At 41.8% G+C, this 24,007-nt stretch carries 23 protein-coding genes, 1 tRNA gene and 1 pseudogene; 2 read left to right on the top strand and 23 right to left on the bottom strand.

Annotation, left to right across the window (positions count from 1 at the left end):
- Positions 1 to 3: 3 nt before the first annotated feature.
- The 9 genes from rfbC to IGJ15_RS05320 all read right to left on the bottom strand — a co-directional run bounded on the left by rfbC (position 4) and on the right by IGJ15_RS05320 (position 10,044).
- Positions 4 to 576, bottom strand: coding sequence for a dTDP-4-dehydrorhamnose 3,5-epimerase (rfbC, locus tag IGJ15_RS05360; RefSeq protein WP_060792922.1), 573 nt, complete (start codon positions 574 to 576; stop codon positions 4 to 6).
- Between the two features lie 15 nt (positions 577 to 591).
- Complete coding sequence (gene rfbA / locus IGJ15_RS05355; protein WP_060792921.1) at positions 592 to 1,458, bottom strand: glucose-1-phosphate thymidylyltransferase RfbA; 867 nt, start codon at positions 1,456 to 1,458, stop codon at positions 592 to 594.
- Positions 1,459 to 1,564: 106 nt separating this feature from the next.
- On the bottom strand, positions 1,565 to 2,269 hold the full coding sequence (locus tag IGJ15_RS05350; protein ID WP_086295564.1) for a glycosyltransferase family 2 protein: 705 nt from the start codon (positions 2,267 to 2,269) through the stop codon (positions 1,565 to 1,567).
- Positions 2,266 to 3,096, bottom strand: a complete 831-nt coding sequence (locus IGJ15_RS05345) for a glycosyltransferase (RefSeq protein WP_430599329.1) — start codon at positions 3,094 to 3,096, stop codon at positions 2,266 to 2,268. Before IGJ15_RS05345 ends, IGJ15_RS05350 begins: the two co-directional genes overlap by 4 nt.
- On the bottom strand, positions 3,096 to 3,884 hold the full coding sequence (locus tag IGJ15_RS05340) for a glycosyltransferase family 2 protein (RefSeq protein WP_005229506.1): 789 nt from the start codon (positions 3,882 to 3,884) through the stop codon (positions 3,096 to 3,098). Before IGJ15_RS05340 ends, IGJ15_RS05345 begins: the two co-directional genes overlap by 1 nt.
- 268 nt (positions 3,885 to 4,152) lie before the next feature.
- Entirely contained in the window at positions 4,153 to 5,451 is a 1,299-nt protein-coding gene (asnS, locus tag IGJ15_RS05335; RefSeq protein ID WP_005229504.1) for an asparagine--tRNA ligase, read from the bottom strand.
- A gap of 43 nt (positions 5,452 to 5,494) precedes the next feature.
- Positions 5,495 to 6,688: a pyridoxal phosphate-dependent aminotransferase gene (locus IGJ15_RS05330; RefSeq protein WP_086295567.1), complete on the bottom strand. Its 1,194-nt coding sequence runs from the start codon at positions 6,686 to 6,688 to the stop codon at positions 5,495 to 5,497.
- Positions 6,689 to 6,738: 50 nt separating this feature from the next.
- Complete coding sequence (locus tag IGJ15_RS05325; RefSeq protein WP_010749344.1) at positions 6,739 to 7,239, bottom strand: DUF5590 domain-containing protein; 501 nt, start codon at positions 7,237 to 7,239, stop codon at positions 6,739 to 6,741.
- A 48-nt stretch (positions 7,240 to 7,287) separates the two neighbouring features.
- Entirely contained in the window at positions 7,288 to 10,044 is a 2,757-nt protein-coding gene (locus IGJ15_RS05320; protein ID WP_231434834.1) for a helicase C-terminal domain-containing protein, read from the bottom strand.
- A gap of 212 nt (positions 10,045 to 10,256) precedes the next feature.
- On the opposite strand from IGJ15_RS05320, the gene IGJ15_RS05315 reads away from it, so the two are divergent.
- A complete protein-coding gene (locus IGJ15_RS05315; RefSeq protein WP_015510036.1) occupies positions 10,257 to 11,027 on the top strand; it encodes an SDR family oxidoreductase in 771 nt (256 codons plus the stop codon).
- A 99-nt stretch (positions 11,028 to 11,126) separates the two neighbouring features.
- On the opposite strand, the gene IGJ15_RS05310 is transcribed toward IGJ15_RS05315, so the two are convergent.
- From IGJ15_RS05310 to IGJ15_RS05290, 5 genes and pseudogenes are all read right to left on the bottom strand, one after another.
- A complete protein-coding gene (locus IGJ15_RS05310; protein WP_010749341.1) occupies positions 11,127 to 11,759 on the bottom strand; it encodes an HD domain-containing protein in 633 nt (210 codons plus the stop codon).
- 111 nt (positions 11,760 to 11,870) lie between these two features.
- Complete coding sequence (locus IGJ15_RS05305; protein WP_003126918.1) at positions 11,871 to 12,071, bottom strand: cold-shock protein; 201 nt, start codon at positions 12,069 to 12,071, stop codon at positions 11,871 to 11,873.
- 278 nt (positions 12,072 to 12,349) lie between these two features.
- Positions 12,350 to 13,474 (bottom strand): hypothetical protein, encoded by a 1,125-nt coding sequence (locus IGJ15_RS05300; protein ID WP_005229492.1) that lies wholly within the window; start codon positions 13,472 to 13,474, stop codon positions 12,350 to 12,352.
- A 107-nt stretch (positions 13,475 to 13,581) separates the two neighbouring features.
- On the bottom strand, positions 13,582 to 14,277 hold the full coding sequence (locus tag IGJ15_RS05295) for a ThuA domain-containing protein (RefSeq protein WP_231434835.1): 696 nt from the start codon (positions 14,275 to 14,277) through the stop codon (positions 13,582 to 13,584).
- A gap of 96 nt (positions 14,278 to 14,373) precedes the next feature.
- Positions 14,374 to 15,306 (bottom strand): annotated as a pseudogene (locus IGJ15_RS05290) (haloacid dehalogenase-like hydrolase).
- Between the two features lie 69 nt (positions 15,307 to 15,375).
- On the opposite strand from IGJ15_RS05290, the gene IGJ15_RS05285 reads away from it, so the two are divergent.
- Positions 15,376 to 15,447: transfer RNA gene (locus tag IGJ15_RS05285), tRNA-Arg, on the top strand.
- A gap of 76 nt (positions 15,448 to 15,523) precedes the next feature.
- Here the strand turns inward: IGJ15_RS05285 and IGJ15_RS05280 are convergent.
- The 9 genes from IGJ15_RS05280 to IGJ15_RS05240 all read right to left on the bottom strand — a co-directional run bounded on the left by IGJ15_RS05280 (position 15,524) and on the right by IGJ15_RS05240 (position 24,004).
- Positions 15,524 to 16,705, bottom strand: a complete 1,182-nt coding sequence (locus IGJ15_RS05280) for a GNAT family N-acetyltransferase (RefSeq protein ID WP_231435397.1) — start codon at positions 16,703 to 16,705, stop codon at positions 15,524 to 15,526.
- A gap of 60 nt (positions 16,706 to 16,765) precedes the next feature.
- The gene (locus IGJ15_RS05275; RefSeq protein WP_005229481.1) at positions 16,766 to 17,179 is read right to left on the bottom strand and encodes a DUF3284 domain-containing protein; all 414 of its coding nucleotides are present in this window, start codon (positions 17,177 to 17,179) and stop codon (positions 16,766 to 16,768) included.
- On the bottom strand, positions 17,166 to 17,360 hold the full coding sequence (locus IGJ15_RS05270) for a hypothetical protein (RefSeq protein WP_005236946.1): 195 nt from the start codon (positions 17,358 to 17,360) through the stop codon (positions 17,166 to 17,168). Before IGJ15_RS05270 ends, IGJ15_RS05275 begins: the two co-directional genes overlap by 14 nt.
- 12 nt (positions 17,361 to 17,372) lie before the next feature.
- On the bottom strand, positions 17,373 to 17,594 hold the full coding sequence (locus IGJ15_RS05265) for a hypothetical protein (protein WP_005231914.1): 222 nt from the start codon (positions 17,592 to 17,594) through the stop codon (positions 17,373 to 17,375).
- Between the two features lie 68 nt (positions 17,595 to 17,662).
- Positions 17,663 to 19,060, bottom strand: coding sequence for a PTS sugar transporter subunit IIC (locus tag IGJ15_RS05260; RefSeq protein WP_081116262.1), 1,398 nt, complete (start codon positions 19,058 to 19,060; stop codon positions 17,663 to 17,665).
- Positions 19,061 to 19,141: 81 nt separating this feature from the next.
- Positions 19,142 to 19,459 carry a PTS lactose/cellobiose transporter subunit IIA gene (locus IGJ15_RS05255; RefSeq protein WP_005229473.1) on the bottom strand — a complete coding sequence of 106 codons (318 nt, stop codon included), beginning with the start codon at positions 19,457 to 19,459 and terminating at the stop codon, positions 19,142 to 19,144.
- A 37-nt stretch (positions 19,460 to 19,496) separates the two neighbouring features.
- Positions 19,497 to 19,814, bottom strand: coding sequence for a PTS sugar transporter subunit IIB (locus IGJ15_RS05250; protein ID WP_005229471.1), 318 nt, complete (start codon positions 19,812 to 19,814; stop codon positions 19,497 to 19,499).
- A 134-nt stretch (positions 19,815 to 19,948) separates the two neighbouring features.
- On the bottom strand, positions 19,949 to 22,663 hold the full coding sequence (locus IGJ15_RS05245) for a sigma 54-interacting transcriptional regulator (RefSeq protein ID WP_005229469.1): 2,715 nt from the start codon (positions 22,661 to 22,663) through the stop codon (positions 19,949 to 19,951).
- A 66-nt stretch (positions 22,664 to 22,729) separates the two neighbouring features.
- Positions 22,730 to 24,004 (bottom strand): DEAD/DEAH box helicase, encoded by a 1,275-nt coding sequence (locus IGJ15_RS05240; protein WP_231435398.1) that lies wholly within the window; start codon positions 24,002 to 24,004, stop codon positions 22,730 to 22,732.
- Between the last annotated feature and the right edge of the window lie 3 nt (positions 24,005 to 24,007).

Here is a 24,007-nt window from a genome sequence, read left to right as displayed (position 1 = left end):
TCCTTATACTTCACCATAGACAAATGTATTTTCTATTTCAAATTCTTTCAGTGTTGGATGTTTTTTATCTTTTTCTGATAGAATCGCTTTTTTCACATCTATAGGCCAAGTAATTGCCAAATCGGGATCATCAAATGCAATGCCGCCATCAGCTTCAGCATTATAATAGTTGTCACACTTATACAAGAAGTTCACATTTGGGGTCAGTGTCATAAACCCGTGAGCAAATCCGCGAGGTACTAATAACTGACGATGGTTGTGTTCGGTTAACAAGTACCCTTCCCACTCTCCATAGGTCGGGCTGCCTTTACGAATATCTACGATAACATCAAGTACCGCACCAGTCACCACACGAATCAATTTTGTCTGTGCTGCTTCACCTTTTTGAAAATGCAGGCCTCTTAACACACCTGCTTCAGCAGATAATGAGTGGTTATCTTGAACAAAATCAAAGTCAATTCCTTGTGCTGAAAATTTTTCTTTTGAATAGCTTTCAGTAAAAAAACCTCGATGATCGCCGTAAACGTCCATCTCTATTAATTTTACATCTGTCAATTTTGTTTCTATAACTTTCATCAAAGCGTCTCCTCTTTATTCAGCAGCTAGTCGTAATAAATATTGACCATACTGATTTTTTTTCAATGGCTCAGCTAAAGCAACCAACTGCTCTCTTGTGATATAGCCCATTCGGAATGATATTTCTTCCAAACACGCAACTTTCAAGTTTTGCCGTTTTTCAATCGTTTCAATAAAAGTAGATGCCTCAAGCAATGTTTCATGTGTTCCTGTATCAAGCCAAGCGAAACCTCTTCCCATGACTTCAACAGAAAGTTTATTTTTTTCTAGATAAACTTTATTGATATCGGTAATTTCTAATTCTCCACGCGCAGACGGTTTGATATTCTTGGCTATTTCGACTACTTCGTTATCATAGAAATACAGACCTGTTACAGCATAATTTGATTTCGGCTTCTCAGGTTTTTCTTCAATAGACAAGGCGTGCATATCGTCATCAAACTCCACTACACCAAATCGTTCAGGATCATTTACATGATAGCCAAAAACAGTTGCACCTGATTCTTTTGCAGCAGCTCGTTGAAGCATTTTCGATAGACCGCCGCCATAATAAATATTGTCTCCTAAGACTAAACAAACACTATCAGTGCCGATAAACTTTTCCCCAATAATGAATGCTTGAGCGAGGCCGTCAGGACTTGGCTGTACTGCATAGTCAATTTGCAGTCCTAAGTCTTTGCCATCGCCGAATAACTCTTGAAAGCGAGGAGTATCTTGAGGAGTGGAAATAATTAAAATTTCTTTGATCCCCGCCAACATCAATGTAGACATTGGGTAAAAAATCATTGGTTTGTCATAAATAGGCATCAATTGTTTAGAAGTTGCTTTTGTTAATGGATAAAGGCGTGTTCCTGAACCGCCTGCTAAAATAATCCCTTTCATTCATTACGCTCCTTAAATAATTTACTTGTATTTCTCACCACAGCATTATCTCATTTCTAGAAAGCTTTGTCATTCAATTCAAAGTTTTGAAATGAAAATGTAACTTTTATTTATCAAATACTTTTCTCATGAACAGGCTTCTTATTAAACCCCAGCGCCACACGAATTGCTGGCCAAATGAAGCGGATGTTTTGATTTCACTGGCATTTTTTTCATGTCTTCGATACAACGTTAACTGCTTATCAATAAGTTCGATACGGTTGCCTGCCATTGCACCGATCCACATATCATGCATTGGAATTGCTTGCGGAAACGGAAGAATAGCTGGCTTCAACTCTCTTCGAAAAGCCATGCCTGCTCCGATGTATTTATTTTTAAGCACATTTCGTAAAAATCCGACTTTTACATTCCGATAGGCAAAATAGGAGGGTTCAATCACTTCAAGCTGCTCATCGACAATTCTCAAATCAGAAATGACTACCTGTGTCTCTTTTTTTTCATCAAATTTTGCTTTTGTATCAGCAACTTTATCGGGAAGCCACACATCGTCTTGGTCGGCCAAAAAAATCAGATCGCCTGAAGCCTGCTTAATTGCGTGTTCAAAATTCTTGATAATGCCTTTTTGCGGTCCTTCCAAAAGTTTGATTCGGGGATCTGCGCGATAAGAATCGAGGATATTTCTTGTCTTGTCAGTAGAGAAGTCATCCGAAATAATCAGCTCATCATCAGGTGCAAGTTGAATTAGAATGCTGTCCAGCTGTTCTTGAAGATACTTTTCTCCGTTATAAGTGGCTACACATACTGATATCATAAATGATCCTTCCTAAATGACAAGTATTCTTTCCATGTTCTTCGACTGAATCGGCACATTTTGGGTGAAAGTGATTGTTTTATTGTTCGAAAAAAAAGCTGTTTTTCATGTTCCTTTTTCTTTTCTTTATCGAAATCCCTATAGAATTTCGATTCACTGGTAAGAATCTGCTCATATCTTTCCCTAGTCATCGTTTTATAATGCATGACTGAAAGATCATGATTCAACTTTTGGTTTGCGATCAAAAACCGAAAGCCTTCTTGATGTAAGCGAAGAAAAAGCCAATGATCTAAAAAATCCAGCGGAAAAGCATCATTGAATCCGCCGATTTTTTTTATAGCCGCGAGAGTGACTGCGGTGCCGGAATTGATTGCCATAATCCGCTGTTTTTGCTCACCGATAGCAGGATATGCCAGATTTCGATTGATGTAACGATCAGCTAAGACCGGTGATACCTGTGTTGTGCCACTGTAAATCAGCGGCACAACAGCACCTATTTCAGTTCCGATCGTCTCAGTCATAAGAAAGTTTAGGTAGGCTTTTGTCAGCTCCGTATCTTGATCCAAGAGAAGCAGCAAATCAAAATCGCCGCTAGACGCAGACTTAAACCCTTTATTGTATGCTTTGGAGAGGCCGGGATTGGCTGGATCATGGAAATAGGTCACTAATGGATGCTGAAAAAAAGGCTCATCATGACTTTGTGGACTGTTATCATAAACCAGCAATTGGATTTGCTGGTTCTTCACCGCTTTTTCCAAAAGCGGTGAAGCCGACGCTTCTTGCCAGCTTCTTTCATACATTACGATCGTCACAAATAAACGGTTCATCAAAACAGCCTCCAACCCCATTTATTAAAAAATTTCATCATCGAATGCATAAACACCAAAAAGAGTTTTGCACTTCTATGAGCTCCTTTACCGTATAAGTGCACGACTTTTTCAAAGGGCGTATACAAAATGCGGTACCCCGCTTTTTCATATCTCAAACACAAATCATTGTCTTCAAAATACATAAAGAACTGTTCGTCAAAGCCGCCGATTTCTTTAAAGCGAGCGATTTCTACCAACATAAAACAACCAGAGCCCATTCGGATATAACTGGTTTGATCTTGTGGAAGGTCACGGCACTCATAAGCAGACAGTCTTTTTTTAAATACTTTTTTTACCCAATGAAACGGAATAAATCGCAAGAAATAATCGAATACAGCTAATCGTTTTCTTACTAAATACTGAATAGAGCCATCTTCGTTCAAAACCTGAGGAACTACGACAGCTGCTTCATTCTCTTGAATTCTTTTTAATAATCCTTCAATTGATTCTTTCGTGACAAGAATATCAGGATTGCAAATAAATCCGTATTCTTGCGTTGCATTCATTAATAATTGATTGTGTCCATGACCAAATCCAAGATTTTCATTGGCTGAGATCACAGTGACAAATGGATAATCTTGCATTTTAGCAATGTATTCTGCTTTCGAATTATTATCAAATATTTTCACTTCAAAGCGTGGATCCTCTCCTATCTCTTTCTCCAGATGATCCAATGTTTTGAATATATCACGACTATTATGTGTCACAATACTGATGATTATTTTATTCGTTTTTCTATTATCCATAGTGTATTGTCCTTAATGTTATAAAATGAGAGATACTAGTCAATTTGTTATTATATCACATCCCCGCGCGTAAAAAAAGCACACTCGAGCAAGCAAAGCGATTTCTTCTATTCAGTCCCAGCCGCCCGTTGGATTGCTGCTTGCTTCTTTTCTGAAGTAATCCCTCATCATCAAGAGCAGATAAAAACACCAGCCCCGCTAGAGACTTTCTAGCAAGGGATGGTGTGATGAGTGAATCGTTTACGCTTTCGCACAAAATCTTTTTAAATTAAGGATAAATCCGATTCAACAACCGTGGAAACGGAATGGATTCTCTTACGTGCTCGATTCCTGATAACCAGGTAACGGTCCGTTCTAATCCAAGACCAAAGCCGGTGTGAGGAACTGAGCCGTACTTGCGTAGGTCTAAATACCATGAGTATTCGTTTTCGTCCAAGCCGTGGGCGCGGATTTGCTCTAGCAGGTATTCATGATCAATGGCACGTTCAGAACCTCCAATGATCTCGCCATAGCCTTCTGGTGCGATCATATCGGCACAGATCACGACATCTTCTCTCGTTGGATGTGGCTTCATATAGAAAGGTTTGATGGCTTTTGGATAGTTTAAGATAAAGACGGGCTGATCGAATGAATTGGCAATAAAGGTCTCATGTGGTGAGCCAAAGTCATCGCCCCATTGAATATCATCGAAGCCGTTCTTTTGTAATAATGCCACTGCATCATCGTAAGAGATTCGTGGGAATGGTAATTTGGTGTATTTTTTCAAGACTTCACGGTCACGACCTAAGACATCTAGTGCATAGTCACAGTTATCGAGCACATTTTGCACTAAGAATGCCACGTACTGCTCTTGGACTTCCAAGCTTTCTTCCTGGTGCATAAAGGCCATTTCTGGTTCAATCATCCAAAATTCAATCAAGTGACGACGTGTCTTTGATTTTTCGGCACGGAAAGTTGGACCAAAAGAAAAGACTTTGCCAAACGCCATAGCGGCAGCTTCCATGTACAATTGACCAGACTGAGACAAATATGCTTTTTGATCGAAATAGTTGGTTTCGAATAAATCAGTCGTTCCTTCTGGTGCTGATCCGGTTAGGATTGGTGGATCGATTTTGATGAAGCCATTTTTGTTGAAGAATTCATACGTTGCCCGGATGATTTCGTTTCGGATTTGCATGATGGCGTGTTGTTTTGAGGAACGCAACCATAAATGACGATGGTCCATCAAGAAATCTGTTCCGTGTTCTTTTGGTGTGATTGGGTAATCATGGCTTTCCCCAACAACTTCTAAACCAGAAATACCAATTTCATAGCCAAATTTTGAGCGGCTGTCTTCTCTGATTTCCCCAGTGACCAGTACGGCAGTTTCCTGATTTAAATTTTTTGCTAATTGGAAAACTTCCTCACCTACTTCACTTTTTACAACGATCCCTTGAAAATACGCTGTTCCGTCGCGAAGTTGTAAGAAGGCGATCTTGCCGCTGGAACGTTTGTTAGCAACCCATGCTCCGATTTGAACGGTTTCGCCAACGTGTTTTTTTGCATCTAAAATTTGAATAGATTCCACTTGATTCTCTCCTATCTAATTAATAAAGGCACCATAGAGCATTTTAAGCTTTTTGGCGTTTCTTTTCAACAAAATCATGGATTCGTTTGGTAGCTTCCGCTAACGTGTCCCAATCAGTTGCATAGCTGATGCGTAAATAATCTGGTGTACCAAAACCAGCACCAGTCACTACTGCTACGTGGGCTTCCATCAGCAAGGCCTCCACGAAGGCATCAATGGTTTGATAGCCGCACATCGTCATGGCTTCTTTGACATTTGGAAACAAGTAAAACGCGCCTTGGGGTTTCGTCACCTGAAAACCAGGAATAGCGGCAATTAGCGGATATAGTTTGTTCAAGCGCTCTTCGAAGGCCTGACGCATCACTTCGATCGATTCTTGATTCCCAGTCAGTGCCTCAACTGCTGCGTATTGGCTAGCAGCCGGCGGGTTGCTAGTAGCTTGGGAAGCGATATCGATCATCGCTTTGATGATTTTTGCATCGCCGACAGCAAATCCGATCCGCCACCCAGTCATAGAATAGGTTTTAGAAACGCCATTGATCACGATGGTTTGTTTGCGTATCTCTTCTGATAAGCTTGCGATCGATGTAAAGGTATTGCCGTTATAAACCAAACGACCATAGATATCATCGGCAATGATCCAAATATTATTTTCCACTGCCCAGTTGCCGATTGCCGTTAACTCTTCTTTTGAGTAAATCGCCCCTGTAGGGTTGGCAGGCGAGTTTAAAATGATGGCTTTCGTTTTCTCTGTACGAGCAGCTTCTAATTGAGCCACAGAAACTTTAAAATCGGCTTCTTGCTTGGCTTCAACAAACACAGGTGTCCCTTGCGCTAAACGGACTTGTTCCGCATAGCTGACCCAATAAGGCACTGGAATGAGTACTTCATCCTCTTCATCAAGGAGCGCTTGAAACAGCGTATAAAGGGCAAATTTTGCGCCATCTGTCACGATCACTTGGTTTGAATCATAGTCAGCACCATAAAACTCTTTCATATAAGCAAGAATCGCCTGTTTTAATTCAGGAATCCCCGCAGTTGCTGTGTAAAAACTGGCCTTGCCGCTCTCAATCGCTGCGATCGCTGCTTGGCGAATGTTTTTCGGGGTAATAAAGTCGGGTTCACCGACAGTTAGACTTAATACGTCTACACCTTGGTCCGCTAACGCTTTTGCCTTAGCAGATGCCGCTAACGTTGCGGAGGGTTCCAATTTTTCTGCTCTTTTTGAAAGTACCATGTTTATCATCCTTTCTACGATCCAAAATTCATTCTATCATAAGCGTCTTCCTATAGTTCAGTGATCGCTTTGATTTCTTCGCCATCTTTGAAACCAATCAAATAATAGTTCAAACGACCATCGCCATCTTTCGTCATGACTTCCCAAGTTGGCTCGCCTTCAAAAATACCCAATGCGGCCTTTTGGATTTCCTGACCTTGATGATTGTCGCGAACAAATGCCTTAGCTTGTGCTTCCGTCAGCCCATCCGCTTGATTAAAAACAGAAACCTTCTCACCGCTTTTTGGGATGATCACAACGATCTCATTGTTATTCGTATCCTTTCCAACAATGCTAAAGGAGGTTTCCTCACGGGTAAACCAATAAAATTGTTCGACCTCTGCTAAATCGGTGTATCTTTCTGCTATTTCGATTGCTTCGTTTCTTGCTTGTCGCATTGGACGAGAAGAACGGAGATAGAAAATAGAAGCGAAGAGAATAACGACCAGTAAGACTGTGATCGCACTCAGCAAAATAACCACACGCCGATGTTCTTTGTCTTTTGTTTTCACACTTCGTACTCCAATCTTAAATAAAATCCATTATATCAGATGTTCAACTCATTTTTCAAAATCGGCTGCTGCTTTTTCCTCTTGCGCAAAAAAATGTTGGATGTCTTCGGCGATCTCGGTTGGACTTGCTTCAATCAGAGGTAAGTTTTTGGGTAAGCCTTTGACCATTCGTTTGCCATACTTTGTCGATAGCAAGCGTCGATCAAGGACGACCATCACGCCGGTATCCTCCTCGGAACGGATCAAGCGCCCCAACGCTTGGCGCAGCCGTAAAATCGCTTTAGGTAAGGCATCTTCTTTAAAAGAATCAATGCCTTCTGCTTCCAAAAAGGCGTGCCGTGCTTGGACCATGGGTTGTTTAGGGTTCTCAAAAGGCAATCGGGTCACCACAGCGATCTTCAGTGCCTGTCCTGGTAAATCGACCCCTTCCCAAAAACTGCTAGTCCCTAATAAGATACCATTTTCCGCTAATAAAAATTTCTTTAAGATTTTCTCACGGGTTCCGCCAGTCCCTTGAGCAACGATTTCTCTGCCATAATGCAGGGCTTTTTTATTCAATCGATCATAGACATTTTTCAAAGTTTCGTGCGCCGTAAACAACACAAGCGCTGGTTGCGGATTGTCAAACAAAATCGGGACTAACGCTTCGACTAAATAATCCGCGTATTCGGCAGCTGATGCTTGTTGGATCGAGAGACCTTTTTTGATTACATACAGTCGCGTTTGTTTGCTGTAATCATAAAAGGCAGGAATCGTTTTGACTGGCACATCCGTCAAGCCGATCTGATGGGCAAAATATTCTTTGTTGCCTGGGATCTTCAATGTCCCCCCTAGATAAATGATGTGCTGATAGCGTTGGTACCATGTGCTCTCCACGATCGATTGTCCTTCTAGATCAGCTAACTCAATCACAGCATTTCCTGACTGGGGATGCTTTTTCAGCCAATGAACGTAACGAGGATGCCACCAAGTCAACCACGCGGTCACTGTTTGTTCCTGTGCGTCCATTTGACTAAAGAAATCAAATAAACGGGCAATCACGATCCGTTGTCTTGCATACCACCGATCATTGGTCAACTCGAATCGCTGACGCAGCTGCTGTTGAATCTCATTGATTTCCTGATAATAGAGGCTCAATTTTTGATGTAGCTTGTCCTGCTCTAATGACCCATCATAGAGGTCATTATGCTGAACGACTTTTAATTCTGGGGCATCGATCGATAAGGTGCGAAAATACTGTTCTTGTGTTTCGACCAAAACCGACAATGCATTTCGATACAACGAGAACATCCGTTGCAAAAAATCGTCCTCGGTAATGATCTGGGCAATTTCTTCAAATAGTCCTTCTTCATTCAGCTGTAAAAACTGCCGCTTGAAATGAGCAGAGTCAAAGACATGTTGACTAAAGCCTTCTGCTTGCTGCGGCAACTGTTGGGCTTCATCGATCAACAAATAATCACTCGTTGGCAACAGTGGCTGCGCCCGTCGGTTTTCCTGCATTAAAAAGGCATGATTGACGATCAAAACATTGCTTTGCGCCATCCGCCGATATAAATGTCGAACAAAATCTTGTTCATAGAAGGGTTGATCTTTGGCTAAAAAGTCGACCCCGCGATGGCGAATGTCGGTAAATAAAGGATGATCAAGACGAACTAAATTCAATTCATCAAAGTCACCTGTTTCTGTTTTGGTCAGCCAGACTAAGATCCCCATCTGATATTGGGCGTATTGCTTTTGTTCTACCGGTTGATCCAGCGTCGCTTTAAAGCGCTGCAAATCAATGTAATGACGATGGCTTTTGACCAAGACCGCTTGCAAAGGCTGCTGCAGTACTTGGTTCACCAATGGAATGTCTTTGCTAATGATCTGATTTTGTAAAAGAATCGATGAGGTGCTAACGATCAATGGATTTTCTGGCGTCGCTAAATAAGCGGCTGGAAACAAGTAACCGATGGTTTTTCCCATCCCCGTTTCTGCTTCAATAATCAAATTTTTCTCTGGTTGGGTGTAATGCGTATACACCGCATTCATCAAACGTGCTTGTTGTTTCCGATAGATCAAGTGCTCGCCAAAGCGCTGTTCTTTTTCCGTTTTTACTTTCGGATACGTTTCTTGAAAATGCGTGGCTTCAAAAAGCGAAACAGTTTTTTTTCGCAGGACGACGCCGTCGATCACTTCGAAATCTTCCGCCAACTCTGGTCCTTTTTCTTTCAAAATTCCGTGAATATACTCACTCGTTTGCATCCCCATCTGACCGCTTAAAAGCGCAATCTGTTTAAGAGTCGTCCGTGGTAGCTGTCGCATGATTGCTTCAATGTATAAAAATAATGCTGCGGTCACTTCTGCATCACTATCGGCTTGATGCGGGTTGTCATGACGAAAGCCGATGCTGTCTGCCAGATCACCTAAGCGAAAGCTGCTTTCTGTCGGCAAAAACACTTGCGCCAATTCCACCGTATCGATCCCTGGAATCGATAAAGGCGGCAGACCGCAACGAACAAATTCATTGCTTAAAAAATGATAGTCAAAATAAATGTTATGCGCCACAAAAATCGTATTGCTGAGTAAGTTGTAGATCGTGTCAGCTATGTCTTCGAAATAAGGCGCTTTGCTTACTTGCTGGTTTGTGATGTGTGTCAATCGTTGAATTTGCTTAGAAATTCTGCGGTCAGGGTTGATATCTGCGGCAAAACGATTAATGATCTTGCCATCTTGGACTAAGACGCAGCCAAATTGAATAATTCGATCAATCGTCGAATCGGTTCCTGTTGTTTCAAGATCCACCACAGCGTATATGGGTTTCATTGTATTCCTCCTTGCACACTGTCTGCATTATACTACAAAATCAATGGCGATTACATCTGTTTTCCCATCGGATACGAGGGTTCGCAGGAAGAAGAACCTTACTATCTAGTATCCGTATTTATCAGCCAAAGGAATTTGTCACTCGTCGCTGATCGCTTTTTTCGACAAAAAAAGAGATCTTTTTTATAATTTACTATAAGGAGGCGAAAAAAATGAATGATTTCAAAAACAAACGAGTGATTGTAACGGGGGCTGCTTCAGGGATTGGAAAAGCGGTGGCAGAACAATTTCTAGCCCAGGGTGCTCTTGTTGGGTTGATTGATCGCAACGAAGAGGAGCTGCAGGAGTTTCTTGCTGACTATGACGCACAAACCCACTATCGTGCCGTTGACGTCACTGAAGCAGAGAAGCTGCAAGAAGCGATGAGTGGTCTTGTGGAAGAACTAGGTGGTCTCGATGTACTTCACGTCAATGCCGGCATCAACGGTACTTGGACACCGATCGAAGAATTGACGGTGGCGGAATGGGACCAGACAATCAACACAAATTTACGCAGTACCTTTATTACCGTCAAAGCTGCGATCCCATTTATGAAAGCAAACGGCGGCAGCATTGTCATCACGAGTTCAGTCAATGGAAACCGCATCTTCAGCAATTTTGGTGCAACTGCTTACAGTACATCTAAGGCAGGTCAAGTCGCCTTTACAAAAATGGCTGCGCTGGAACTTTCTGGTTATAATATTCGGGTCAATGCCATCTGCCCTGGGGCGATCGCAACGAATATCGATGCCAGCACAGAAATTGAAGAAGAGGTTGCTCGCGTTGAGATCCCCGTCAAATATCCAGAACGTTCTCGACCATTAAAACAAGAAACAGGCGTGCCAGAACAAGTCGCCAACCTTGTGCTTTTTCTATCTTCAGAGGCTGCGGGCAATATTTCTGGAACGGAAGTCTATATTGATGGAGCGGAATCTTTGCTTTAATACAACAAAAAAACGAAAAATCAAACCTGCTCCCCTCACTTGTTTCAAGTAAAACCTGTGAGATGGATCATTTCTTGATTTTTCGTTTTTTCTTTTTGTTTATTTTTCCACCAAAGCTGCGATTTCTTCTAGAAAAGCAGTCTTGCCATAAAAATCTGCATTCAATAACTCGGGAAAAATGGCTTCAAAGAAATAGGTCACACATGGACGATGCTGAAACGCTTTGACCGTCAAAACCGCTTCACGAAACATTTCTTTGAACACTTTGTCGGGGTTGCTTTTTGAGATCTCTTCAAAAGACTCATACAAAAGATCGATCTTATCCGCAATTGCCAACAGCTGTCCTTCAAGGCTGTTGTCTTTGCCATCCGCCAAGCGTCTGCGATACGTCGCTTGAAAGCTTTGGGGGATTTCTTCTTCGATGAAGGCATCGGTCATTTTTTCTTCAACGGTTGATAACATCGCCCGCAATTCTTTGTTTGCATATTTGACTGGCGTTTTGATGTCGCCAATGAAACGTTCCGTGTAATCATGGTTCAAGGCTTTTTCATAAAGAATTTGCCAATCGACTTGATTTCCCGCTTGTTCTTCGATATCGGCTAAGGTCTGGGCAATCATGGTTACTCGAAACGAATGAGCGGCCACGCTGTGCTCGGTAAACTTAAAAAATCCAGGTGCTCGTTGGATTTTTTCTAAATTAGCCAATCCAAGAATAAATTCATTCAATCCCATCAGTTTGCCTCCTTTTTTTCTAAGAGTATAACAACTACTTTCTCCGCAAGCAAATATCACGCGCACAAAAAAAAAAGAGCAGCTAAGCTGCTCTTAAAAGGCATTCACAAATTACGCTTTGTTAACGTTAGTCGCTTGAGGGCCACGTTGTCCGTCTTCGATATCGAAAGTCACTGCTTGACCTTCTTCTAAAGTTTTGAAGCCTTCGCCTTGGATAGCTGAGAAATGAACGAATACATCGTTACCGTTTTCTGCAGTGATGAATCCAAAACCTTTGTCTGAGTTAAACCATTTAACTGTACCTGTTTCCATAATAAAAATCCTCCTTGTGTTTATACACATATTTTGCAATTACTTGTATAAGGTGAAAATGTGGAAGATGTTTAAGATGAAACAAGCTACCATAATTTACCGTAACAAAAACTACACTTTGTATTATAGCACATTATCTTCTTTATGACTAATAGAAAATCAAAAAAAATGAAAACGCCTTTATTTTTTTATGATTCGCAAAAAGACTGCTGCACTAAAGATCTGCAACAGTCTTTTCTTTTTTGGAAACGATTTATTTACGAAGGACGCAACTGCGTTTAGTAGCGCAAAATCGCAGTCAAACTTTTTTCTCCTGGGGCATCTTTTTGTTCCAAAATAGATACCTCGCCGCCATTTTCTAAAACATCGATTGCCAGCGTATTTAACACTTGGCGACGATCGTATTCCGTGTCAGGATCTTCTCCAAACCCATCGGCGAGATTGGAAGTCGCTACAAACAGATTGGCGATCCTGCCTTCTTTAGCTGCAGGTACGATATCAACCAATTGGTCAATAAATTTCCGATCCAACAGCTTGCCGTATTCCCCAACTTCTTTTTGTGTCAACTCCGCAATCAGCTTTTGCGTACACGTTTGGATCTCTTTCAAAGATAACGATGCTGGTGAAGAGGAAATGCTTGGTTCTGCTTTGAAAAAGTTCGTTTTTGCCACTTTTTTAAACAGCGTTTGATTTTCTGGTAAAGCAAAAAGATACATTGGTAAATGCTCTTCGTTTGAAAAATCATTCTTAAAAAATGCATCAACTGCTTGGTAGTAGTTGACGTGATCGATCTCGACTTCTTCATCTTTGGCACTAAAGCCGTGATAAGCGACGCCTTCTCCTCCTGAGTTAGGGCCACCTTGGGCACTGTAATTAAAGTTGCCGCCGCCAGTGATTTCTTCCCCCAGCGCTTTTTCGATCGTTGTCGGTGCCTCTTCTGGCAACTCGACTTCACGCACTTGATTGTTTTCAACTTGATAGACTTGCATTGAATCGCGATTCAACGCTAAGAGATAAAATGGGTAATTAAATTGTGCGTTTTTGATGACAGCTAATACATACGGGGTTTCCCCTACGTAATATTGATCATCCACACGAATACTTAACCGATGAACTAGTACATCTTCTGGTGTGATAATCACCGCCACACTCGTTGTACTGTTACGCCAAAATGATTGATCTGCAAGCAGTTCATCAATTTTTGTTTGAAAAAGATCCCAAGAATGTTCTGGGTATTTCTTTTCAAAGCGGCGCTTCGCATCTTTGGCAAAGTTCTTAAATTTGATTTGATCCTTTTCGACATTCTGGTGGCCGACATGCGTATTGAGCATGATCGTGACAAATGGTCCTTTGATTCCGTCAGATATTACCTGCGATAAAAAACTTTTTCCAAATTTTCCCATTCCACATTACCTCCTGCTTAATCAAATACAAATAAAGTGTACCATGCTTATTTTCTTCCATAAAGTAAAACGATTGCACGCGTTTATTTCTTCATTCGTTTTTCTGATTACTCACTATACTGGCTATTTTTCAGCGGATCAGCCAAGGTATTTCTGGTGGCCCATAGAAAGCCTCGTTTAGTCCAAGTCTGAATGGTGGGCTCTTCTAGCTCTTTTAGACTGTGTCCAATGGATTGAAAAAAGACTCTGCCCTTGCCCCATTTTTTGATCCACATCATTGGCAGTATGACTTCTTGGTTAGCTGCATTCGGATGATCTTTAGCGGCAAATATTGAGGTAGCTAACACAGTGACGGCTGGATCAACCAGACAATAGTATTGCTCCGTCGTCAACTGAGGGATCGATTGCGTATTTGCCGTAATATAGTGATCTGTCGTAAGATCGATGCTATAGGTCGTTTCCAATCCACCAGGATGTGCCAAAAAACAGCCGCCAGTCAGAAACAACCAGCCTTTACTGGCTTGAAAAGCCGAGGCAAAGCCGCCATGAACGCCTGCTAATCCTAACCCTTCTGCTACAGCCTGAGTGACATTTTGTAGCGGCTCATCAGGCAATTCTCCTCGCGTCCAATTCATGATCAACAGATCCAGCCTTTTTAATTCTTCTTTATGATAGAGAGGTTCAAAATCTGAGGCGAGTGTCACCTGATATCCTTCTGACTCCAGCAACGTTTGGTAAAACTGACTGGTTTCTTTTGGGGCGTGTCCTTCCCATCCTCCGTAAATGATCAATGCTTGTTTCATTTTGTGTTTCCTCCTTTCTTTCTAACTTAGCGAAAAAAATGCAAAAAGCGAAGCAGAACGATTCTCCGTTTTCCTTCGCTAGTAATTTTTTCTGATTTAACGGTTGATTGAACGTCCGACACGATTGATCGTATGGCGCATGCCTCTAATCGCAACCGATGTTTCAAAAATATTTTCGGTCGGTGCCATGCCGCCATAACCGGCATCACCGATATGCTGCAGGTCGACCCCACAAGTTTTGTTGATAATGGCTAATTGTCGCAACGTTTCCGGACGCGCACTCTCTTGACTCGTTCCGATCGCTGACATCGTCAATAAGTCATATTGTTTGGCAATTTGAACAGCTTCAATCAGATCCTTTTCTAGAAAGCCTTGAATCGAGCCAACGGAAGGCAGTAACAAAATATCTGCCCCAGCTTCAGCGTAAGAAATGATGGCTTCTCGATCAACCACAGGTTCATCTGAGCCGGCACTGTGCATTTTTCCAGCGATGATCAACCCAGAGAAATGTTCTTTTGCCAATTTTACTGCTTTAGCGATTTCTCGGTTGGTCACACCTGTTCCAGGATTGCCTGTAAAGCAGAGAAAGTCCACCCCGAGTTCTTGGGCTTTTTTGATGGTGTCAACCGAACTTGTTCGGCCTTGACTGATGCTGATCTTTTCACTCATCATCTCCGTCGTAGCTGGGATCGGCTCAAGATTGATGCCGACAGGTCATCCAATCAGTTGTTTTAGTTGAGGAATCGGGTTTTCAATCGTTTGTGTAGGATCAAGCAGCTGCTCCAATGTGATACCAGGCATCCCAAAAATAGCTGGACGATAACAATCAAAGCCATTCAACAAAATCAAGTCAGCCCCAAAAGCTGCCGCGACTTCTGCGTTGGTGATATCGCCAGCTTGCGGCATGGTTTGAACCACCGTTTCACAGACGATCACTCGTCCTTCGCTCGCTTTAATGGATTGCTTTAATTCTTGCGCCGACATTTCTTTGATTTCACTATAGTTTGCACTTATCAATCGTTTGACCATGTTTTTCTTCCTTTCTTTTCCTTCTCATCTTGCGAGAAACACGAATAACAGGTAAAATATAGCTATTGTGTTCCCTTAGTTAAATGGATATAACAAGTCCCTCCTAAGGATTAGTTGCTGGTTCGATTCCGGCAGGGAACGTTTTTTGAAGAAAAAGATTCCTTATTTTTAAGGAATCTTTTTCTGTTGGAAAGTAAATACCTCTGCCTCGATTTGCTTAGAAATAATCTTCCAGAATCGGCTTTCCGTCTGGTAAGTTTTCCTGAATCATCACTGCAGCTTCCTTCTCCGTTTCCATTTGCTGGAAAAAGACCAGAGAATCGAGGGATTGTGCCTGCATGAACAGCTGCACAAAACGCTGAATCGACAAGGTTGCTTTTGGCAGCTTGGTAGCCGTCGTTTTCGTGACCTGATGCTGAGCGGTTTCGATTGTCACTTCATAACAGCCATTATTCCATGGGGCATATTCATCCCCTTGAATTTCTATGGCAAAACCGCCGGCTTTTTTCAATGTGAATGGATAACTTTTTAGAAACCCTTCCACATCGATGACGCGCGCCATCATGTCCGGACGCACTTGGTAGTGAGCCAATGGTTTGGCCGCGTTTGCTTGTAGGACTTCCCCATCAAACCCTGGTCGATAGTTAATCTGTGCTACTGAATCTGCATGAGAGACGATAAACCGATTAAATCCTTGATACGCGTCAGCGGTCAAATAGCCCCACTCTTGAATATCAAAGCGTCCTCCTTCAACAAAGTAGATCAAATACCCTTCAGGAACGCCCGCTTCATTGCGATAAATCGCAAACGTATACGGTCTGCGCAAAACAAACTTGATTTCTTCCCACCAGGCTTGGCGAATCAGCCCACCTTTTTGATGGCGAGGCAATTGATGATAAATCTCGTGAATGATCGGCTGTGCTTCCTCCCAATTCATGCGTTGAATCCTTCCGTTCACTTTCTTGCCATCGGGCCATTGATGCGCATCAACTTCATAAACGGTGCGTTCAAAGGTATATTCATACCCATATCTGCGATAAAACGCAAAGGAGAAAGGTGCCAGATAGGACAGAACGATTTTTTGTTCATAGCAATCTTTAATGATTTGTTTCATGATCCGATCGATCCGACCTTGGCTGCGATACTCTGGATAAGAAGCCACAAAACCGATCCCTGCCATTGGATAGGTCGTTCCATGAAAATTCACATCAAAAATAGTTGCCATGATTTGGCTCGCTAGTTTTCCATCCTCGTCGTAGGAACCATAATTCCATGAATTCTCCGCAAGCTTGCGATAGCGATTGATATTTGTTTCATTCAACTCCCACTGAAAGGCATAAGAAACCAATTCCAATACTTCTTGCGAACCGAATTCGGTCATTTTTTTGACATCTGTCATTTCTTCATCTCCTCTACTTGAAAACACGCAAGAAACGCAAAAAAGGCGTCAGTCGACCCCTTAATATGCTTCTTCCATCATACTCAACATTTTTTTAAATTGCTTGCGTTTGAAATATCCTAGAATGGTGCCTAAGAGCATGTCATTCAATTGTTGGATCATTCCTTCAGAAGTCATTTTTTCTTCATAGTGCAAGGTGCAATGCGCGTCATCTATCGCTTCAATTTGATAGTGTACACGGAAGGTATTTTTTTTCGTCGCCGTTTGGAACGCATAGGCTTGGTTTTTCTTGACTGTTTCAATCGTTATGTTGGCATTGCTATCTTTATAAAATTGTTTTAGATAACTATAGCCTTCTAATTGGTCTTCTGTCAACGTTTGATCTGTCGCTTGTTTAATATCATGTAAAACGGAATCGATGATCGTTTTATATAAAAAGTCAGCGGGTACATTCATTTTTTTAGTGATTTCCATCTTGCGCCTCCTTGTCTTTCTTGTTGCGTTTGTGTCCAATTGAAGCCATGATTCCTCCAATAGCCATTAGAATGACTGACGTGATGAGATTCACCCAGTGGTATTCACCTGACTGCGCATTGGCGCTGTATATAAATAACATACTACCGATACTTATAAAAAACAATCCATTTTTAAACATGATATCACCTCACTATTGACTAACGACGTTGAAGTATAGTACTCGGCCCCAATCGGTATTTTTGATTGCGTCCTTGGCAAGCTTCACTGCTTTTTCTTTGTCATCTGCCGTTGTTTCAAAAATCAACTGAATCCCTTTTTTTTCTTTGAAGGTATACTTGATCTCATCTTCTGACAAAGACTCAAGTAATGCTTTGATGTTGTCTTGCTGCATTGCGGAATTTACGATAATCATTTTTTCTCCTCCTAAAAAAGATAGCTAGATGGGTGAAATCACCCATCTAGAACGTTTGCTTCGTTTGATTAGTTCTCTTGGTCTGCTGGATTGATTTTGTTGGCAGCAATAATAAATGGTGCCCAGATCAATAAAGCTACAGCCAAATTAATGATCGTCAAGATGATTGCACGCCAGTCCCCACCGGTAGCCAAGAAGCCACTTAGGATCGTTGGCATTACCCAGATCACATTTACCACAACTGGTGCAACTAAGCCTAATGTTGTTGCAAAGTAAGCAATTGTCGCTGTAACTAATGGTGCAACAATAAATGGAATGATAAACAATGGGTTCAACACGATCGGTAGACCAAACATTACTGGTTCATTGATGTTAAACAAACCAGGTCCAATCCCTAGTTTACCAACTGTTTTGTAGTCGGCACGTTTAGAAAATAGCAAGATTGCGATCAAGAGCATTAAAGTCACACCTGCTCCACCAGGCCAAACAAACGCTTCGAACGAACCTGCTACCCATTTATAAGGAACTGCTTCCCCTAATTGGTAAGCATTGGTATTTTCAACCATGGCCACACCGTAAATCGATTGTAAAACGGGTCCCATGATATTTGTACCATGTAAGCCAAAGAACCACAAAACATGGACAAGTAATACAATGATAAATACGGCAAAGTATCCTTGAGAAAGACCCAATAATGGTTTTTGGATCGATTCGGAGATCCAGTCAATAATTGGCATACCAACGAAACGTTCAAATAGGTAGTAAATCAAACCTGATGCATATAGCCCGGCGATCCCTGGGATAATTGCTGCGAAAGCACGAGAAACTGCTGGTGGCACTGAATCTGGCATTTTAATAATAATATTTTTTTGCATCAATTTTGCAAAGATAATAACTGAAACGAAACCAAAGATGATTGCGGTGAACAATCCTGAGCCGCCCATATAAGCACTAAATGGGAAATAGCCCCAGCCAGCAGCACTGATCGTTGAACCATCTGCTGCAAATCCTGATGTAGCACTTGTGCTGTTGATCAAGTCTACTACGTTGGTTGGTAGTGCTTCTTCTAATGCTAAAGAAAGAGAAGCTGATTGTGGAATACCCATAATAAATGCTGCTAAAGAAACCAACGCACCTGATAGTGCATCAACATTGTAAGCCTTTGCTAAATTATAGCCAAAAGATGCTGAGAAGATAACCGCCATGATTGCTAAGGTACCTGTCCAAACTAATCCGTTGACGGCGATCACTGGTGTGAAAAATTTGGTGATTGCATTGTCCGCACCTAGATAAGTGTTTGGAAAATCACGCATGAAGGCGTTCAATAATACTGCAATTGCCCCAGCCATCGTTGCTGGCATCATTCCGATAAAGGCATCCCGCAAAGCAACCAAATGCTTTTGCGCACCAATTTTAGCTGCAACTGGGAGAATGTGTCTCTCCATCCAACTTGTTAATCCATCCATTCTTAATTCCTCCTATAAGTTCTATTCGTCAAAGAAGATTTTTTGATTCATCGACAATAACTACTTCTATCCGTTCAAAGATTATTCGTTATTTAGACGTCGATAGACATCAATGATTTCTTTCGCTAAATCGGTAAATGCGATTGACGTCATTAGGTGATCTTGTGAATGCACTGTCAACAATGTCACGGTCATATGATTGCCTTGCGCTTCTTGTGTCAATAATCCTGTTTGCGAATGATGCGCTTCCACAAGAGATGCTTCAGCATCTTTGATTTTTTGGTCAGCTAATTCGAAGTCCCCTTCTTTTGCTGCCGCGATTGCTTCCATTGCGTCACTTTTTGCATTACCACCATACATGATCAATCCCATAATGGCTTCCAAATTTTGCTCATCCATCTTTAAAAATCCTCCTTACACTTCGATCCTAAAAATCTTAGTTCATTAATGTTTCTGCTTGTTGCAATACTTTTTCGCCGTTCATCATGCCATAGTCTGCCATATTGATCACGTCCAAAGGAATGCCTTTTGGTGCTAGCTTTTGTTCAAATTGTGATTTCATGAATCGTACTTGTGGTCCTAATAATAGAACATCGACTGGTTTCGACTCCAAATGTTGGTCGGCTTCTGAAGCTGAAACAGCAAAGATATCTGCTTCCATTCCTTTTGCTTCGGCTGCTTTTTGCATTTTCGTCACCAATAGACTGGTACTCATTCCTGCTGAACAAACAAGCATAATCGTTTTTTTTGCCATCGCGTATCTGCTCCTTTCTGTTGTAAGTTACACTTTACTATAAAGCAAAAAGCGTGCCAAAAAAAAATAAGTCCAGACCTTTATATATCAATGGTCTGAACCAATTTTTCTTTTGCACACTCACGGATTTTTCATTACACACTAATATTGTGTGCGGATTCATCATAACTTTTTATTTCATTTTCTAAGAACATTTGTGTTAAATAGGCGATCTCATCTTCAGAGATTTTGATTTGATAGTTTTTCTCTATCTGCAATAAATGAGTTCGTAACACATCTGTTTCGATACGATAGCGTTTTTGGAAGGCCGCCAAATTGGGGAAGGTACGAGAATGTTCCTTCTTCAATAAACTTTCCACTAGAAAGGCTAAATGAATCACTAAGCCCGCATCAACGGTAGGTTCCACAATCACATGCAATTGATTTTGAATTTGATGAACGATTCGTTGTAGACTTTCGATCAGATGATAGACGGACCCCACATGCGTTAAAGTATTTTCTAATGAACGTACGATTTTTTCAATCGGCACTTCATCTGAAACGATCCGCTTCAGTACATTCAACCGATTGTCATCAAAGACATCATAGGCGGAAAAGAACGGGATATTTTGATAATCGATCTCGACGGTGCCCGCAATGGCTTTGATCTCATATTCTTCTAGCAAGCCATCAATATGTTTCTTGAAGGTTTCTTTTTCAATAAATTGCATTTGAATGATCTCGACTTTTGATTGATCGACGACGGGATAAATTCGTTGATAAAGTTTGGCAGCGACACCTTCTCCAGTAAAGCAAGTGACGATGACTGCCTTTTTATTTCCCTTCGCTTCGCGAACTGTGCGGAACTGTTCTTGCACGATGGTTTCAAAAGAACGCTGAATGTTTTGATAAATGTCTTCTAAACTTCGGCCACTTTCCGCCATTCGCAAAGCCTCTAAGACGATCATCGTACTGACCATCGAGATGGCTTTCGTACGAATCCCGGTCTCTTCGGAAATCAAATTCGCAAATGAATTGAGGGAACCCATATCAGTTAAAAGCAATAAGCCGTTGCTCATCTTTTCCTTATTGTCAGTGACATAGTTCAATAGCTGCTCATACATTTGACCGACTTCCATATCTAAAGACATATTCATCGCTTTGCCGTGGTCAGTTTCAAGCAGCTCTTGTGCCGTTTCCAACATACTGCTGGCAGTCGCCTTGCCGTGCATCAAGACAATGATCTCAACTTTTTCAAGGGGCAGCTGCGAGGGTTGTTTGACTTGAATCGCTAAAAACATACTGATAAAGCCGATCTCATCGAAGGGGATCTCGACATGGCGTTCTTCTTCGATAATGGTCGATAGATCCATTGCCACCTGGAACTCGGATTTCAAGTTTTTTCTGACTGTATTCAAATCTGGGTGAACGATCATATGTCCTTCCTTGACACGTTCCAGTGTACTTTGCAGATGCAGTGCAAAGGCAAAGCGGGCTTTTTCACTATAGGTTCGAGACAATCTTTGCCCAGCTAGATCATAAAGAACATTTGTCAGTTTCCAAATGTCTTCTGGAATCAGTTCTTTATGAACGGGATTTTGGATCAATTCTTCGACATACTTTTCAAAGTACGCATCGACATCTTTAGAGATCAAATTTTCCAGATCGACATTGGCTACGCCCGTTTCAATCAGCGAGCTGACTTTTTCTTCGATTTCGTTATACACTTGCATATTCCGTTGTGGATCACGAGACCAGACGACATCTGGATCGCCAGGTTCAAAACTTAGAAAGTCGCCTTTGCCATCTAAAAACCGATCCAAGCGTTCCGACATTTCTTTGATCTTCAGCAAGCCTTTTTGAACTTGCAAGGAGCAGTCGCCTTTTCGTATCAGCAAGTGTTTTTTTCCATAGGTTCGATAATGCAAAAATGCTTTGGCACAGACGAGTTTAAGGTCGCGCTTGATTTGACCAATATTGCCTTCTGCATCATAGAGCATAAAGGCCAATATCGCATCTCGTTCGACATCGATTCGTTGGTTCAGACGGGTCGCCTCTTGCTTGATAAACAAGGAAATGATTTCATACCGTTCATCTAAGGAACGACTTTCCACATTTGGCAAAGTAATAGCCATGGGAATTCGCCGATTGAAGGTCGTTAAAAAGGTTTCTGATGATTCCGTGGTGGCACCGATGATCTGCACGGCGGCTTCATGAACTTGATTACTTTCCCCTAAAGGACGGTAGATCCCTTTATCAATGAAGGTGAAGAGCATTTCTTGGCCTTCTGGCGGCAGTCGATGGATCTCATCTAAGAACAGGATGCCGCCATCGGCTTTTGCTATCAACCCTGGACTATCTTCTGCCGCACCAGTGTAGGCGCCTTTTTTAATGCCAAAGATGTGACCAAACAACAATTGCGGATTTTGTGCATAATCCGCACAGTTAAAGGATACGAATGGGGCATCTTTTTCTAACATATTTGATTCAACCGCAAAATGGTACATACATTCGGCAAATAAGGATTTACCCGTGCCTGTCTCACCAAAAATAATGGTATGGAGTCCTCTAGGTGGATATAAGATCGCCGCTTTGGCTTGCTGGATACTTACTTTCAAGGAAGCTTGGACTCCAACCAGACTTTCAAAACTAACTTCAGAGGAAACATCCACATGGACCGTTTCTTCTAAAGGCTCATAAACAACCGGACGGCCGGAACGTTTGCCGATTTTCTTTTCTTTATAAAGCTCACTGAGATAACGGCTTGCATTGCTGCGATCGATTTGTAAGATTTTAGCGACATCAACTGCGGTCAACCCTTGCTTATGCAGTTCGATCGTTTGAAAAATCTCTTCTTTTCGCGAATTCATTCGATAGCCTCCTCATTTTTTTACACACTAATAATAAACAACGTTAATGGTAACACAAAAAGACGCTCAATGGCGTCTTTTTCCTTTGTCTTTTTGCTTTTTCGTCTTTTTCTTGCTCTTTTTAACAGGAGTGTGTAAATTTTCAGGCGTTTTCTTGGAAATTTTCTGCACACTTGTTGTTTTCGTTTCTTTCTTGCTTTCTTTTTCGACAACAGGTGCTTCTGTGTGTAACTGTCCCCCATGCAGATAGACTTCCTTGAGTTCTATGGACAACTGATTCGCGATTTTTTTCAAATCCTTCAACGAATGGTCTTGAACGATCGTAACGACAGTTCCTTCTTTGCCCATTCTTCCAACGCGTCCTGCGCGGTGTAAATAGGATTCTTTTTCTAAAGGGACTTCTGTATTGATCACGTAAGGCAGATCCACGACATCTAAGCCGCGAGAGGCGACATCGGTCGTCAATAGTTCCACTAGTTTTCCTTGACGAAAGCTCTCTAATGCACCTTTTCGTGCAAGTTTGTTTTGATCAGATGCCAGAGAGGCCACCGGCAAGCCATGAAACAATAGCTTTTCTTCCGCATTCCCCATAGTGCTTAATTCATTGAAGAAAACCAAAGCTTGAAAGTTTGGTAAATGAGCAAAGCGTCTTAAAGCATCCACGATTCGTCGTTGCGGATAGTTCAAATAGTAATGATGGATGACGCCTTTGCTCTGATCTTCTTGGGTAACATCAATGATCAGCGGCTCTTTTGACACGAATGGTCGAATCTCATCGATCACTTCGTTCGCGGTTGCTGAAAAGAAACTACGCTGGATTTGTTTTGGTAATGTTTGATTGATCTTGGCTGCCAGGGTGAAGGCACCCTCTTTCAATAATTGGTCAACCTCATCCAATACCAACGATTGCAGCTGCTGGGTCTTGATTTTTTTGGCTTTGATCAACTCTAACACACGGCCTGGGGTACCGATCAAGACCTCGGGTTTGTCTTTTAGTTTTTCCACTTGGCGTTTTGTACTTGCGCCGCCAATTAGCGGCAGAACGGTCAAACCAATGGCTTGGCCCCATTCCCGTGCTACTTCTGTGACTTGCATCGCTAATTCTTGTGAAGAAGTCAAGATCAACAGCTGATTGCCTTGCTTTTTTTCAACCTTCGTTAACAATGGCAAGAGATACGCCAACGTTTTACCTGAACCGGTCGGTGAGATTCCTATGACAGACGCGCCGTCTTTTAAAGGACCAAAGGTTTTTTCTTGGATCAAGGACGGTGCGTGATACCCAGCCGCTTGCCATTTTTCCTGCCAGACGTCTGGCAATTGTGTCAATTCAAATACTGTCATAAA

The organism is Enterococcus sp. AZ079, from assembly GCF_050547255.1.
Classification (GTDB): domain Bacteria; phylum Bacillota; class Bacilli; order Lactobacillales; family Enterococcaceae; genus Enterococcus_D; species Enterococcus_D casseliflavus.
Note: the sequence above shows the minus strand (reverse complement) of the source record. Positions and strands in the feature narration are given on the sequence as shown.

What these genes read in the sequence shown, in the direction of transcription:
- rfbA (WP_060792921.1), bottom strand. Translation starts at nt 1,458, where the DNA reads ATGAAAGGGATTATTTTAGCAGGCGGTTCAGGAACACGCCTTTATCCA.
- IGJ15_RS05295 (WP_231434835.1), bottom strand. Translation starts at nt 14,277, where the DNA reads ATGAAACAAGCATTGATCATTTACGGAGGATGGGAAGGACACGCCCCA.
- IGJ15_RS05320 (WP_231434834.1), bottom strand. Translation starts at nt 10,044, where the DNA reads ATGAAACCCATATACGCTGTGGTGGATCTTGAAACAACAGGAACCGAT.
- IGJ15_RS05330 (WP_086295567.1), bottom strand. Translation starts at nt 6,688, where the DNA reads ATGGTACTTTCAAAAAGAGCAGAAAAATTGGAACCCTCCGCAACGTTA.
- IGJ15_RS05250 (WP_005229471.1), bottom strand. Translation starts at nt 19,814, where the DNA reads ATGGCAAAAAAAACGATTATGCTTGTTTGTTCAGCAGGAATGAGTACC.
- IGJ15_RS05265 (WP_005231914.1), bottom strand. Translation starts at nt 17,594, where the DNA reads ATGATTATCGTAAATTCCGCAATGCAGCAAGACAACATCAAAGCATTA.
- IGJ15_RS05275 (WP_005229481.1), bottom strand. Translation starts at nt 17,179, where the DNA reads ATGGAAATCACTAAAAAAATGAATGTACCCGCTGACTTTTTATATAAA.
- IGJ15_RS05340 (WP_005229506.1), bottom strand. Translation starts at nt 3,884, where the DNA reads ATGGATAATAGAAAAACGAATAAAATAATCATCAGTATTGTGACACAT.
- IGJ15_RS05270 (WP_005236946.1), bottom strand. Translation starts at nt 17,360, where the DNA reads ATGTTTAAAAATGGATTGTTTTTTATAAGTATCGGTAGTATGTTATTT.
- IGJ15_RS05245 (WP_005229469.1), bottom strand. Translation starts at nt 22,663, where the DNA reads ATGAATTCGCGAAAAGAAGAGATTTTTCAAACGATCGAACTGCATAAG.
- IGJ15_RS05300 (WP_005229492.1), bottom strand. Translation starts at nt 13,474, where the DNA reads ATGGGAAAATTTGGAAAAAGTTTTTTATCGCAGGTAATATCTGACGGA.
- IGJ15_RS05350 (WP_086295564.1), bottom strand. Translation starts at nt 2,269, where the DNA reads ATGATATCAGTATGTGTAGCCACTTATAACGGAGAAAAGTATCTTCAA.
- IGJ15_RS05280 (WP_231435397.1), bottom strand. Translation starts at nt 16,705, where the DNA reads ATGACAGATGTCAAAAAAATGACCGAATTCGGTTCGCAAGAAGTATTG.
- IGJ15_RS05315 (WP_015510036.1), top strand. Translation starts at nt 10,257, where the DNA reads ATGAATGATTTCAAAAACAAACGAGTGATTGTAACGGGGGCTGCTTCA.
- IGJ15_RS05305 (WP_003126918.1), bottom strand. Translation starts at nt 12,071, where the DNA reads ATGGAAACAGGTACAGTTAAATGGTTTAACTCAGACAAAGGTTTTGGA.
- IGJ15_RS05260 (WP_081116262.1), bottom strand. Translation starts at nt 19,060, where the DNA reads ATGGATGGATTAACAAGTTGGATGGAGAGACACATTCTCCCAGTTGCA.
- IGJ15_RS05310 (WP_010749341.1), bottom strand. Translation starts at nt 11,759, where the DNA reads ATGGGATTGAATGAATTTATTCTTGGATTGGCTAATTTAGAAAAAATC.
- IGJ15_RS05240 (WP_231435398.1), bottom strand. Translation starts at nt 24,004, where the DNA reads ATGACAGTATTTGAATTGACACAATTGCCAGACGTCTGGCAGGAAAAA.
- rfbC (WP_060792922.1), bottom strand. Translation starts at nt 576, where the DNA reads ATGAAAGTTATAGAAACAAAATTGACAGATGTAAAATTAATAGAGATG.
- IGJ15_RS05255 (WP_005229473.1), bottom strand. Translation starts at nt 19,459, where the DNA reads ATGGATGAGCAAAATTTGGAAGCCATTATGGGATTGATCATGTATGGT.
- IGJ15_RS05345 (WP_430599329.1), bottom strand. Translation starts at nt 3,096, where the DNA reads ATGAACCGTTTATTTGTGACGATCGTAATGTATGAAAGAAGCTGGCAA.